The sequence below is a fragment of the Lysinibacillus sp. LZ02 genome (assembly GCF_050613145.1).
GTDB lineage: Bacteria > Bacillota > Bacilli > Bacillales_A > Planococcaceae > Lysinibacillus_B.
In genome coordinates this window covers 3,034,106-3,047,770 of sequence record NZ_CP192507.1, presented here as the reverse complement: position 1 = coordinate 3,047,770, position 13,665 = coordinate 3,034,106, and the positions used below count along the sequence as shown (strand labels likewise).

Sequence of the window (13,665 nt, the reverse complement as noted above, 5' to 3'; positions counted from 1 at the left end):
ATGTATTTTGGCGCAAGCTATTTTAGGTATTTTGTGCAAAACACGGTTTTTTTGCAGTATGTAACCCAAATATGTCTTATAATAAAATAGTTATGGTTTAATTAGAAAGAAGTGAGAGTAGATGAATTGGTTTAAAAATAAATTTAACAAACTATTTAAAGATGATATAGAGCAAGTAGAAGAATATGAAGAATACTATGAAGAGCAAGATGAGCCGTATTTTGAAGAAGAGCAACAAAAAAAGTCAAAATCAGCATTTCGTTTTCCACTCATTGCGGATAATGAAATCGTCCATCAAGCACCTAAACAAGAGCGTGTAGCTCGTGAGCAACAACCCTATACTTCTTCAGAAGAGAGAGAGCTTGAGTTACCAAAGCATTTACAACATGCAACATCTCAAATATATGATGTTGAGATACAAGGGATTAGGGGATTGTTGGAACGTCGTCAAAAGCGTACAGGCCATTCGAATGTATTGCGTCGCCCTGTAACAGCACCTCGCAAAATTTCCGTTACGAAAGATGAAAAGGAATTTTTAACAAAAAAACCGATGCGCGAAGAGAAGCCTGTTAATCGGGAGTTTACGAATCCGCTTGAAAGTCGTAAACGCTTCGTGCCAACAGATGTACCATCGCCTGTTCATGGCTTCCAAAAGCCAAAGCCAATAGAGCAATTAATGGCTGAAAAACAAATGGAAATGGATGAAGCAAAGCAAGATAAAGTGGAGAATGTTCTAAGTGAGCAGATGTCGTTCGTAGAAGGAGAAGCTCATAAGGAAGTAGAGATGCATACTACTGAATCGTCAGTAAGTAGACAGTCGATAGAAGCATTTGAACCGGTAGTAGCGGAAGAAGTTGATTGTATGATTGAATCAGCTTCGATATCTCACGAAGAAAATGACTCCGATATGATAGCTAAAGAAATGGAAGAGACTATTGTTGCAGAAGAGCATGAAGATCCGCTGTCAGATATGCAGGTGAAGCATTTAACGATTGAAAACTCTACCATTCATATTGGACAGCTAAATGTGGAACAAGCCCAACAAAATGAGTTTGTACAAGTACAAACGGAGGAAACCAAAACAATATCAACAGGCAGTCGATTACCATTTAACGTACTCATGTTAAAATCCGATAAGGAAAAGTTACTGGCAAAGAAAATTTTGCAAGAGCAATTGCAAAAGAAAAAGTCTGCTAATATGGAAATGAATCAGGAAGCAATGGCTGAAAGTGTGGCAACGACTGAAACGGATATAGTAATAAAAAATCATACACTAACAGTTGTTGAGCCATCTATTTCTCATGAAGTAGTGACGAGTACGCAATTAAGTGACAGTATGGTTGCCGTTTTAGAACGTGAAGTGGAAAATAACGAAATTCAGCATACTGTAGAGTTAAGTGAACAGAACGATAGTATGATCGAGGAACATAACCTTGTACCTGAACAAAAGCCGTCGAACGAGCAAAATGTAGTTCCACCCGTTCAAAATGAGCTTGTAATGGAGCAGAATAATGTTGTATCTGAGCAAAATGTAGTCCCGCCCGCTCAAAATGAGTCGGTGATGGATGGGAATAACGTTTTATTCGAGCAAAAAGTAATCGCAAGTGAGCAAAATCCGTCGAACGAGCAGAACATAGCTCAAACCGTTCAAAATGAGCTTGTAATGGATCAAAATAATGTTGTATCCGAGCAAAATGTAATCCCACCCGCTCAAAATGAGTCGGTGATGGATGAGAATAACGTTTTATCCGAGCAAAAAATGATCGCGAGTGAGCAAAAGCCATCAAATGAGCAAAATGTAATCCCACCCGTTCAAAATGAGCTTGTAATGGATCAAAGTAACGTCTTATCCGAGCAAAACGAAATAAAACTCGAAATTGAATCACAGCCTAAGTTCAGCCGTCATTATGAAAAGCCACCGCTAAACTTTTTAGTGCCGCCGGAAGAAAAGACGGAAGACTGGGCTTGGATGGATGAACAAGGAGAGCGCTTAATTAAAGCGCTGTCGTATTTCCATATCGAAGCGGAAATTGTCTCTATTGTACAGGGGCCGGCAGTAACTCAATTTGAAATTACAGTTGCACATGGTACGAAAGTGAGTAAAGTGCGCGGCTTAGCAGATGATATTAAGCTAGCACTGGCGGCACGAGATATCCGTATTGATGCACCAATTCCAGGGAAGCATTCGATTGGTATTGAAATTCCAAACCGTGTATCTCGAGCGGTCCGCTTATCTGAAGTGACGAATAGCGAAGGATTCCAAACGTCTGATTCCCCTTTAGAAGCAGCATTAGGGCTAGATTTAACAGGGCAGCCAGTGACGATTGATCTACGAAAAATGCCGCATGGATTAATTGCTGGTGCAACAGGCTCAGGGAAGTCTGTTTGTATTAACTCGATTCTTGTAAGCTTACTTTATAAGGCGGCACCGCATGAATTGAAATTAATGCTGATTGATCCAAAAATGGTTGAGTTAGCGCCGTTTAATCATATTCCGCATTTAGTGAGTCCCGTTATTACGGATGTCAAGGCGGCAACCGCTGCACTGAAATGGGCCGTTGAGGAGATGGAACGCCGCTACCAGCTATTTATGCATGCCGGTGTACGTGATTTGACGCGTTTTAATCAACAAGCTGAAAAAGCTGGTCAACACGCACAAAAGCTCCCGTATATTTTAATTGTCATTGACGAGCTTGCCGATTTAATGATGATGTCACCAGCTGACGTGGAAGAAGCCATTTGTCGTATTGCCCAAAAGGCACGTGCTTGTGGTATTCACTTAATTGTGGCAACACAACGTCCGTCTGTTGATGTCATTACAGGCTTAATTAAGTCAAATATTCCTACTCGTATTGCATTTGCGGTATCTTCTGCCGTGGATTCGCGTACAATTTTAGATATGCAAGGTGCAGAACGCTTACTTGGTCGAGGAGATATGCTGTATTTAGGAAACGGTATGCCAGCGCCAGTACGTTTACAGGGAACCTTTGTAACGGATGACGAGATTGAGGAAATCATTACTTATGTTCGTACACAAGGAGAGCCGGAGTATTTCTTCCAACATGATGAACTGCTTAAAAAAGCTGAAGTTACTGATGAGCAAGATGAGTTATTTGAGGAAGTTTGTCGTTACGTATTTGAACAAGGAACAGCCTCTACTTCATCGATTCAACGCCGTTATAAAATCGGTTATAATCGAGCTGCTAGACTGGTTGATATGCTTGAGCGCCATGGATTTGTATCGGAACAAAGAGGTAGCAAGCCGAGGGAAGTATTCATTACGGAATCAGACATTATTTCGATGTTCCAATAGCGTATGTTGAGCGGTTTTTTAGTAAAAAGGTCAACATCTCGACCTGCTTTGGTCGAGATGTGTCTTTGTAAGCAGCTTGAGGGCTTAACTGTACTGTGGGAATAGTACAATTTAGTTTGCGAAAAATTTGAAAAGTTGTTTAAATAGCGTTTGTTACCAGAAGTGCTATAATAGAACAGGCTTTTTCGGTTCGTAAAGAAGTTAAGGCTGTTTAAACGTATGTATCAAAATTTGTATGTAAATTTATGAGACGATTATTAACTGCGAGAGCAAGCTCATTGCTACACAATGCGGTTAAGTTATTGTAATATCTTTTTTTAGTGAATCGGAACGTATAAATTTTATATTTCTCCGTATATGACATGATCTTGATTTATTTTGTTTGAGATGTGTCTCTTTTATCCCATAATATTTATTGTGAGTATCGTACTCCTAGGAGGTTTCAACATGACACTTTATCATTTTACAGGTATTAAAGGCTCTGGAATGAGTTCGTTAGCGCAAATTTTATTTGATGCAGGCGAGCAAGTACAAGGTTCAGACGTAGAAACGTATTATTTCACTGAGCAGCCTTTACGTGACCGGAATATAACAATTAAACCATTCGATGAAAATAATATTCAAGAAGGAATGACAGTTATTGCTGGGAATGCCTTTCCAGATGACCATTCAGAGTTAGTGAAAGCACGTGAAATAGGTGTAGAAGTCATTCGCTATCATAAATTTTTAGGTGACTATATTGGTCGATATACATCTATTGCCATTACAGGTGCACATGGTAAAACATCAACAACTGGTTTGATGAGTCATGTCATTGGTGGATATATGCCGACATCGTTTTTAATTGGTGATGGCACTGGTTCAGGTAAACAAGATGCATCTTATTTTGTTATGGAAGCATGTGAGTACCGTCGTCACTTTTTAGCATACCACCCAGATTATGCAGTGATGACTAATATTGATTTTGATCATCCGGATTATTTTAAAAATATCGATGATGTATACAGCGCTTTCCAGGAACTTGCATTACAAGTAAAAAAAGCGATTATTGCATGTGGTGATGATGAACAACTACAAAAAATTCAAGCGAATGTACCGGTTGTCTATTATGGCTTTGGGGCAGAAAATGATTTTGCTGCACGTAATATTGTAAAAACGACAGAAGGTACAGAGTTTGAAGTGTATGTACGCAATGAGTTTTATCATAAGTTCTTTATTCCACTTTATGGTGACCATGCCGTGTTAAACTCGTTAGCTGTTATTTCACTATGTCATTATGAAGGGATTCCAGCCGAACTTATACAAGAGCGATTAAATACGTACGGCGGTGTAAAAAGACGTTTTACGGAAACAAAAATAGGGAATAATGTGTTGGTAGACGACTATGCACATCATCCAACGGAAATTTCGGCAACTTTACAAGCAGCTCGTCAAAAGTATCCAGATCGTGAAATTGTCGCTGTTTTCCAACCGCATACATTTACACGTACGCAAGCGTTCTTGCAAGAATTTGCAAATAGCTTAGGGAAAGCGGATGCAGTATATTTATGCGATATATTCGGGTCGGCACGTGAGCAAGCAGGTTCGCTAACAATTGCTGATCTAGCTAATCTCATTGAAGGAAGCGACATCCTGAAAACAGAAAAAATTAATGTGTTACAAGCACATAAAGATGCAGTATTCTTATTTATGGGCGCAGGAGACGTACATAAATTCCAGAATGCATTTGAGCAATTGTTAAAAGGCGAATAAAAATATAAACGTTGTGCATAAATGAACAAGTTGTTTAGTGAAATGAGCAGTAAGGTAGTGTGTAACAAAGGTTAGTAAAACAGCTTATTCTTTAACGTTAAAGAATAGGCTGTTTTTGGCAAAAATAGTGCTAAGCGATTTTAAATCAATGTTTTTTCGAATAATTGATGCAGGATTTTTTTACATTTTGTCGAACATAAAACATAACTACGTATAGGAGGTCATCATATGGAAGTAGTACTGTATATAGCGGCACTCATTGCAGCAATTGGTTTTTTAGTGTTATGTATTAGCGTAGGAGTCACATTATTCTCACTAAAAAATACATTAAATAATATTGCGTCAACGGTGGCAGGTATTGAAGGACAAATGGAAGGCATTACACGTGAGACAACAACTCTTTTAACAAAAACGAATTCATTAGCGGATGATATTTCAGAGAAATCAGAAAAGCTCAATTCCGTTGTACAGGCAGTTAAAGGAATGGGTGATTCTGTCAATGGTTTAAATACATCTGTTCAACGTATTACAACGGCCGTTTCGAAGGAAGTTGGACGTAATGAAGAAAAGATTGCCCAAGTCGTGCAGTGGAGCAATGTGGCGATGGAAATTGCCGATAAGTGGCGCCAACGCAAAACAATTCAAGAACAGGATATTGCTGTAGTAGATAATCCTGCTCAAGAGAAAAATAAACAATAAAGTGAAGAGGGTGTATGTTATGAGTGAACAACAATATGGAAAAGAATCATCAAATTTACCGCAAGTATATTATGTGGATAGTAATCGATCCATTTATACGGACGAAGAGTCTGTGAATATGAAAGATTTTATCATTGGTGCGCTCGTTGGTGGGATTGTTGGTGCTGCTGCAGGGTTATTATTGGCACCAAAAGCAGGCCGTGAATTACGTGGAGATATGGCGTATCAAGCCGTCAATTTAAAAGATAAGAGCGCGGAGTTATCCGCATCAGCAAAAGAAAAAACAGCGCAGCTTTCTCAACAGTTAAAAGAGCAGTCAACACAATTAGTAGACAAAGTAAAATCAAAAACGTCTAAAGCGCCAACTGTTTTTGATGACGGTACTGTGTCAGCTGAAGGGGAAGAGCCACTAGACGAAGTGATTGCAGCAGTAGAGGAGACGATTGCAGAAGTAACTGCAAGTCTAGGCGAAGTAGTAGCTACGGCGCAAGAAGACTTAAATGATCATAAAATTTCAGAAGCTTCTAAATCTTAATCTATATAAAATGATAGTAAAAAAGGGTGGCCAGAAAGTAAAAAATTTCTGGCCACCCTTTTTATTGAAAAGTCATTATTTTTTATGTTATAGAGGCGACCGGTTGTTCGATTAACTGAATTTCTAATACATCCCCACCAAAAATTTCGGCATCGAAGCTAGAAGGTTCACCATTGCGTAAAATATTAAATTGCCCTTTAAAAGCAACTGGTAACTGCCAGTTCGAGAAGCGGAAGACATCTTGATAAATCCATTTGCTCAAATCTTTTTCCTTAAATTGAAGCGTTACCCCATTTAAAATAGTGGCATTCGGCTGTACAACCGTTCCATTTACGACTACTTCTCGTGCTACCTTCGAGAGCTCGATTCGTTCATTTTGGAATGTCACTAGCATTTTATCTTCTAAATTGATATTGAGTGAATTGGCAATTAATTGCGCTGTTGGTACCATCCCTTGTTCAAACGTAATGCGATCCCCGTTTTGTATCGGGTAATGTAGTTTAGCAGGCTTACCATTGACAAATAACTGTGCTGAAAATTCGGGTAACATCGTTGGTTTACCATCGATATGTACAAAGAATGCCCCTAATTTGTGTATATATTCGCTATTGTTTGTATGATGAAAAACCTCTTCGATTGTATTCACTGTTTCAAACGTTATGACATCACGGTCTTTTAGTTGCCGTTCCATTAATGCGACTTCCTCATTGACCAATACGTTTGGTTCGATTGCATAAGGCGTACCTTGAATGATGATTGATAGCGAAGAGGCGCCATCTACAATATCACGTACTGTTGCTGTCGCGGGATGTCCGTCTTTTCCTTCAATGAGTTCAATGCGGTCGCTACTTTTGATCAGTGTTTTTGTTGAGGCCTCTTCGCCGTTTACTAAAATAGTGGCCGGCTGACCGTGTTCACCTGGAATGAAAATATCTTGTCCATTCACCGTAAGGGATAACCCATACCCCGGCTTACCATATAGTTGTTTTGCTCGAATATTCGCTGCTAAAAAGGCATCTGCTACGGTCATTTCTTTTAATTCGAACAGGCGTACAATCTGTTCATTGACCGTGATGGTCATATAATGAATCGGGGCTTTCTGGGCGGCAATCGCAATCCCAATTGGTGTTACAAGCTCTGGTGTAACAGGGATTCCCTCATCTTTCGTTAAGTTTTGAATCGCATCAATGCCACGAACAGCGACACGATTTGGAGGTAAATTTAATACTTTACACAGCTCTTCCGTTAAGTTGGGTGTTAAACTACCGCCACCGACAAGCATAACAGCCTTTGGTGCCACATTATTATTTAAACGTAAAATCTCATTGCCAATCGATGTAGCTAAGTTTTCAATGGCCGGCATAATCGCGGCTAATACTTCCTCACGCGGATGAAATTCATCAAATCCTAAAATATCTTGAATCGCGATTTGTTCCTCGGTATGCATTTGGCGCTTCGCTATTTCAGCAACAGGGAAATCAAGCAAGTAATGGTCACTTAATGCTTCTGTAATTTCGTCTCCAGCTGTTGGTACCATACCGTAAGCTACAATCGTGCTCTTATCGGTAATGGCAATATCGGATGTTCCAGCACCGATATCAACAAGGGCCACATTTAAACGGCGCATTGTGGAAGGGATTAAGACATTAATCGCTGCAATGGGCTCAAGTGTTAAAGCTTCCATTTCTAAATTTGCCCGCTTTAATGCTGCTAGCAGGGATTCTACAACGACACGTGGTAAAAACGTTGCAATGACTTCTACTGTTGCCTCGTCTCCTTGTTGGTCGAGTAAACTACCAATTTCTTCTCCATCTAAACGGTAATAAAGTACAGAATAACCGACACAATAATAGTGATTGATCTTTCCATCCTCTTTTTGTTGAAGAAGTTGTGTTTGTGCTTGTTGTACAGCTTGTAGTTCCAATCGTGCAATATCCTCTTCTGTAAAGATCGGGCGATTTTTAATGTTAATTGTCACGCTTGCTTGCTCTGTTTTTAATGAACGACCAGCAGCAGCTACATTTACTTTTGTTAACGGACCATGTTTTTTTTCCAGTTGTGCTTTAATTTCAGTAATGAGCTCAGCGACATAGAGGACATTATGTATTTGACCATCGACCATTGCACGTTCTTTATGTTCTTTGATTAAAATATCTGTCACATGATAATGATCTTGATTTACTTCTAAAATAATCCCTATCACTGAACGTGTCCCGATATCAAGTGCAAATAATTTTTCTGTCAATGAAACCGCTTCCTTCCTTGGTATAAATAAAGATACTTTAGCGAGTTGAAGCGCTAAATTAAAAAGACGTGACATTCTAGTATTTGTTTATTATAATAGTGTTATTATTCTAAAATGTATCATACATTTCAGCGTTCTGAAAGAGCAGGGTACAGGGGAGAGGAGAAAGAATGATGAATCAACACGAATTAGAAGGTTTACGTAGTCGGATTGATGGACTAAACTTAGAAATTTTACGCTTAATCAATGAGCGAGCAGAAGTGGTAAATGAAATCGGTAAGATTAAAGAAAAGCAAGGTGTGAATCGTTATGATCCTCTACGTGAACGCCATATGTTAAACCTCATTAAAGAACATAATAATGGTCCTTTAAATCAAATGACAGTTGATTATATTTTTAAACAAATTTTCAAGACGGCATTAAAGCAACTAGAAGCGGAGAAGAAGAAAGAATTACTTGTTTCGCGCAAAGAGAAGTCTGAAGATACTGTCATTAATGTAAATGGTGAACTAATTGGCGCTGGTGCACCATCATTTGTATTCGGTCCATGTTCAGTAGAATCTTATGAGCAAGTAGCGGCAGTAGCAGAGTCGATTCAAGCAAAAGGCTTAAAATTAATTCGTGGTGGTGCATATAAACCACGTACATCGCCATACGATTTCCAAGGTTTAGGCTTAGAAGGTTTACAAATTTTAAAACGCGTATCACAGGAATATGGCTTAGGTGTCATTACAGAAATCGTCACACCAGCAGATTTAGACCATGCATTAGATTACATTGACGTAATTCAAATCGGTGCGCGTAATATGCAAAACTTCGAGCTATTAAAAGCAGCAGGGGCAACAAATAAACCTGTATTATTAAAGCGTGGTTTAGCTGCAACAATCGATGAATTCATTCATGCAGCAGAATACATTATGTCAAAAGGAAATGAAAACATTATCCTTTGTGAGCGCGGTATTCGTACGTATGAAAAAGCAACGCGTAATACGTTAGATATTTCAGCTGTACCAATTTTAAAACAAGAAACGCATTTGCCGGTTATGGTAGATGTTACGCACTCAACGGGTCGTCGTGACTTATTATTACCATGTGCGAAAGCGGCTATCGCAATCGGTGCTGATGGTGTGATGGCTGAGGTACACCCAGATCCATCTGTCGCATTATCAGATTCTCAGCAACAAATGGATATCCCAACATTCGACGCATTCCATGAAGAAGTATTAAAATTCATGAAGAAATACGAAGTTAAAGCGTAGTTAATCGAGGCTCGTTTCGCGAAATTTGCGAAGCGAGCTATTATTTTTGACAGAATTCCGAGCAATTTACTTATTCTTTAGAAGAAACCCTTCTCTTTTTATTGAAAGAAGCAAGAAAATTATCGTATGATGGGGTAAAGACATTGCATATAAAGGAGGCAAATACATTGACTGTTACGATTTATGATGTAGCACGTGAAGCAAATGTATCGATGGCAACCGTCTCCCGTGTTGTAAACGGAAATCAAAATGTAAAGCCAGCAACACGTAAAAAGGTTTTAGAAGTCATCGAGCGATTAGAATATAGGCCGAATGCCGTAGCACGTGGTTTAGCGAGTAAAAAAACAACAACGGTAGGCGTTATTATTCCGGATATTTCAAATAACTTATACGCTGAATTAGCACGTGGTATCGAGGATATCGCGACAATGTATCGATACAATATTATTTTAGCAAATTCTGACCAAAACGAAGAGAAAGAGCTAACACTTTTAGATACGATGCTTGGAAAGCAAGTAGATGGTATTGTGATGATGACGGATAGAGTGACAGAGAAAATTCAAGACTCGATGGACCATTCTCCCGTGCCGATTGTTTTAGCCGGTTCAGTGGACGAATTGAAAGAAGTCCCTTCTGTGAATATTGACTATTATCAGGCAGCATATGAAGCGGTAAAGGTTCTACTTGATAATGGCCATACTCGTATTGCCTTTATATCAGCACCACAAAGTTATACCATTACGCAATATAAGCTAGCGGCGTATAAAAAAGCATTAGAAGATGCTGGATTAACAGTAGATGAGTCACTGATCGTTTCAGAAGAAGATACGTATGATAACGGCATTGCAGCATACGAAGAGGTAAGCCAATTTGATAATGCCCCAACGGCTTTCTTTGCAGGGAGTGATGAATTGGCTATTGGCATTATTCACGGTGCACAAGATGCAGGTAGACAAGTGCCAGAAGATTTAGAAGTGATTAGTTTTGAAAACTCTAAATTAGCACGTATGGTACGTCCGCAGTTATCAAGTGTTGTATTACCTTTATACGATATTGGAGCAGTAGCGATGCGCTTACTGACGAAATTAATGAATAAAGAGAAAGTAGAACAACAAAGTGTTATTCTACCACACCGCATCGAAATGCGAGATTCAGTGAAACAATAATAAAAGGTTCCGCCTCAAAAGATATTTTGAGACGGAACCTTTTTATCGTTTCTCATTGCGAATCATATGCAATGCCTTTGCAAGCATTTGTGCATTTTTTTCTTCGATTTCTGCCTTTCGTGGAATCGACTCATATAATGGATTTGGATCTTCCCACGTTGGGATAAACGGTACGGGTGATTCAGGCTGCCACCGATCGAGCCAAGCTTGAGGCAGTGGACCTGCCGGATGTTGTTGATCGGTCATTTCAGCCCAAATATGTGACCAAGCGCGCGGTACAACACGCCATATATCATATCCACCTCCACCAACCGCAATCCATCGACCATCACAATATTCGTGTGCAAGCTTATGCGCAAGCTTCGGTATTTCACGATAAATTTTCATTGTGCCATATAGATGTGTAAGTGGGTCAAAATAATGTGCATCCGCACCATTTTGTGTTAAGACAACATCAGGCTTGAAAAATTCAAATACTTCGCGCATGGAAGCTTCATAAATTTCCAGAAAGCTGTCATCTTCTGTAAAGGCATCAATGGGGAAGTTAAAGGATGTACCGTAACCTTCGCCATTTCCACGCTCTGTAATATTTCCTGTACCAGGGAACAGATAGCGTCCTGTTTCATGAATGGATAAAGTACAAACATTTGGGTCATCGTAAAATGCCCATTGTACACCGTCACCATGATGGGCATCCGTATCGACATATAATACACGTAATCCATATTTTTCTTGCATATAACGAATCGCCACACTGCTATCGTTATAAATACAAAAACCAGATGCGCGACCACGGAACCCATGATGTAATCCACCACCTAAGTTTAGTGCATGGCGAGATTTCCCTTGTAGTACATAGTCCACCGCTTGCAATGTCCCACCAACAAGTAAGGCACTTGCTTCATGCATGTCTTTAAACATCGGTGTATCTTCTGTTCCAATGCCATATGCTTCACCTTGTTGTGGTGTGAGTTCACCACGGCCTGCTTTTTTGACAATGTCAATGTACTGTGAATCGTGAGCAAGTGCAATTTCTTCATCTGTTGCCATACGTGCAGGGACAATGTCATCGTCGGAAAGTGCGCCGATATTTTTTAATAAATCGATTGTCAGTAATAAGCGTTTATGATTAAAAGGATGCGAGTCTGAAAATTTATAGCCTAGTTGATCAGGAGAATAAATAAAGACAGCATTTTTCATAGTTTTACCCCTGGAAGGTTTGGCCATAAAACATGAAACCCTTCTTTTCGTAAGTCTTCAATAATGGCTAAAGGATTCATGACCTGTAGGCGAACACTTAAAATGCGGGTATTGTCACTTTCACTATCTGGATAAACGAGAACGCTTAATACATTCGCTTTATGTTGGCTAATAACGCTCGTAATTTCATGTAACACACCTGGCTTATTTGTGACACGAATATCGAGCTTAGAAGCGGGTTGATTTGCCCCTGTTAGCTCAATATAGCGATAGAGAACGTCTGTTGTTGTGACGATACCAATAAGTTGACCGCCTGAAACGATAGGTAAACAACTAATTTTGTTTTCATAGAATGTGAGAGCGACTTCTTCTACAAAGTCTAATGGATGGCCGATAATCGGCTCTTTCACCATGATGTCTTCCAGTGGTGCATCGTACGTGATTGAATTTGCTTCCTCTTTTAAGCACGATGGCAACGCTTTTTTGATATCATGGTCTGTGACAATTCCTACAACTGTTTCATTTTCGTCAACGATAGGTAGGTGACGAATTTTCTTTTCACGCATCAAACGGACAGCATCATTTACGGTATCTGTTGGCTTAAGTGTACATACATCAGTTTGCATAATTTCTTCAACAATCATATACGATTCCCCTTTGTATAAATGTTGTGAACTTAATAATACTCTTAAACTATTCCATTAGAAATATAAACTAATACATATATCGATTTTTAAATCGTAGTCTGTCGAATCGCTCTATTGTATTTGGACCGACGCGCTTTCCAGTTCGAGCCATTAAGCAGTTCGCTGGATGGGAGGTAATCTCCGGATCGTCTGTTGCATAATACTCAAAATGAGCGATACTCATCATATTCTCCATCATTTTGCGGTAATCCCATACGTTAAGACCTGTTCCTTTTAAATCCCAATGCCAATAATACTCAGTTGTAATAACGAGATAATCTTCCATTTCATCTGCCATAAAGGAGACCTCAACTAATTTTTTTCCTACACCTGTCCCGCGATAATCTGAAATTACTTCGATTGCGCCAAGTTCAATCATATTATCGATTCGATCCTCTGCCCAGCGTTCTAATGGGTCTGGATATAAATATGTAACGTAACCTACGATTATATCCCCATTGCGCGCGATAATAATACGCCCCTCGTCAAGTTGTGCGATACCAATTAATGCTTCGTGTTGCTGTTTAGGAGGCCTGAAAGCGATTAAACCTTCATGTAACGTATACAAGGCTAGTTGTTCTGCAGGGACAGGGCCCTCTACAATGATGGGACCGTGTTTAGTCTCCTTTGTGATACTGTAAAATGTTTTAATATGTTCCATTTCTACACCACCCCAGTAAGATGTATCTATTATAACTGATTTTATGCAAAAATACGCTAGCATTTGTGAAGAAATACTTAACAATCAAAAAATTTAAAATATTTTGCTAATTAATGTTTTGATATTGTAAAATATATATATGTTTTCGA

General features: G+C 39.2%; 10 protein-coding genes. 6 read left to right on the top strand and 4 right to left on the bottom strand.

What is annotated here, in order from left to right:
* Positions 1-121: 121 nt before the first annotated feature.
* From ACQQ2I_RS14760 to ACQQ2I_RS14745, 4 genes are all read left to right on the top strand, one after another.
* Positions 122-3,313 carry a DNA translocase FtsK gene (locus ACQQ2I_RS14760; protein WP_431027555.1) on the top strand — a complete coding sequence of 1,064 codons (3,192 nt, stop codon included), beginning with the start codon at positions 122-124 and terminating at the stop codon, positions 3,311-3,313.
* Between the two features lie 447 nt (positions 3,314-3,760).
* Complete coding sequence (murC, locus tag ACQQ2I_RS14755) at positions 3,761-5,065, top strand: UDP-N-acetylmuramate--L-alanine ligase (RefSeq protein ID WP_431027554.1); 1,305 nt, start codon at positions 3,761-3,763, stop codon at positions 5,063-5,065.
* A 228-nt stretch (positions 5,066-5,293) separates the two neighbouring features.
* The gene (locus ACQQ2I_RS14750; protein WP_431027553.1) at positions 5,294-5,764 is read left to right on the top strand and encodes a DUF948 domain-containing protein; all 471 of its coding nucleotides are present in this window, start codon (positions 5,294-5,296) and stop codon (positions 5,762-5,764) included.
* A 19-nt stretch (positions 5,765-5,783) separates the two neighbouring features.
* Complete coding sequence (locus ACQQ2I_RS14745; RefSeq protein WP_431027552.1) at positions 5,784-6,299, top strand: YtxH domain-containing protein; 516 nt, start codon at positions 5,784-5,786, stop codon at positions 6,297-6,299.
* An 82-nt stretch (positions 6,300-6,381) separates the two neighbouring features.
* Here ACQQ2I_RS14745 and ACQQ2I_RS14740 read toward each other — a convergent pair whose 3' ends face one another.
* Complete coding sequence (locus tag ACQQ2I_RS14740) at positions 6,382-8,544, bottom strand: cell division protein FtsA (RefSeq protein WP_431027551.1); 2,163 nt, start codon at positions 8,542-8,544, stop codon at positions 6,382-6,384.
* 173 nt (positions 8,545-8,717) lie between these two features.
* On the opposite strand from ACQQ2I_RS14740, the gene ACQQ2I_RS14735 reads away from it, so the two are divergent.
* Positions 8,718-9,803, top strand: a complete 1,086-nt coding sequence (locus ACQQ2I_RS14735) for a bifunctional 3-deoxy-7-phosphoheptulonate synthase/chorismate mutase (RefSeq protein ID WP_431030526.1) — start codon at positions 8,718-8,720, stop codon at positions 9,801-9,803.
* Between the two features lie 167 nt (positions 9,804-9,970).
* On the top strand, positions 9,971-10,969 hold the full coding sequence (gene ccpA, locus ACQQ2I_RS14730) for a catabolite control protein A (protein ID WP_431027550.1): 999 nt from the start codon (positions 9,971-9,973) through the stop codon (positions 10,967-10,969).
* A 42-nt stretch (positions 10,970-11,011) separates the two neighbouring features.
* Here ccpA and ACQQ2I_RS14725 read toward each other — a convergent pair whose 3' ends face one another.
* From ACQQ2I_RS14725 to ACQQ2I_RS14715, 3 genes are all read right to left on the bottom strand, one after another.
* Positions 11,012-12,169, bottom strand: coding sequence for an acetoin utilization protein AcuC (locus ACQQ2I_RS14725; protein ID WP_431027549.1), 1,158 nt, complete (start codon positions 12,167-12,169; stop codon positions 11,012-11,014).
* The gene (locus ACQQ2I_RS14720) at positions 12,166-12,813 is read right to left on the bottom strand and encodes an acetoin utilization AcuB family protein (protein ID WP_431027548.1); all 648 of its coding nucleotides are present in this window, start codon (positions 12,811-12,813) and stop codon (positions 12,166-12,168) included. The genes ACQQ2I_RS14725 and ACQQ2I_RS14720 overlap by 4 nt, the downstream gene beginning before the upstream one ends.
* A gap of 70 nt (positions 12,814-12,883) precedes the next feature.
* Positions 12,884-13,516 carry a GNAT family N-acetyltransferase gene (locus ACQQ2I_RS14715; RefSeq protein WP_431027547.1) on the bottom strand — a complete coding sequence of 211 codons (633 nt, stop codon included), beginning with the start codon at positions 13,514-13,516 and terminating at the stop codon, positions 12,884-12,886.
* Positions 13,517-13,665 lie beyond the last annotated feature (149 nt).

Bases quoted from the DNA above. Each gene is read 5' to 3' on its own strand.
- ACQQ2I_RS14760 (WP_431027555.1), top strand. From the start codon at position 122: ATGAATTGGTTTAAAAATAAATTTAACAAACTATTTAAAGATGATATA.
- murC (WP_431027554.1), top strand. From the start codon at position 3,761: ATGACACTTTATCATTTTACAGGTATTAAAGGCTCTGGAATGAGTTCG.
- ACQQ2I_RS14750 (WP_431027553.1), top strand. From the start codon at position 5,294: ATGGAAGTAGTACTGTATATAGCGGCACTCATTGCAGCAATTGGTTTT.
- ACQQ2I_RS14745 (WP_431027552.1), top strand. From the start codon at position 5,784: ATGAGTGAACAACAATATGGAAAAGAATCATCAAATTTACCGCAAGTA.
- ACQQ2I_RS14735 (WP_431030526.1), top strand. From the start codon at position 8,718: ATGAATCAACACGAATTAGAAGGTTTACGTAGTCGGATTGATGGACTA.
- ACQQ2I_RS14725 (WP_431027549.1), bottom strand. From the start codon at position 12,169: ATGAAAAATGCTGTCTTTATTTATTCTCCTGATCAACTAGGCTATAAA.
- ACQQ2I_RS14720 (WP_431027548.1), bottom strand. From the start codon at position 12,813: ATGATTGTTGAAGAAATTATGCAAACTGATGTATGTACACTTAAGCCA.
- ACQQ2I_RS14715 (WP_431027547.1), bottom strand. From the start codon at position 13,516: ATGGAACATATTAAAACATTTTACAGTATCACAAAGGAGACTAAACAC.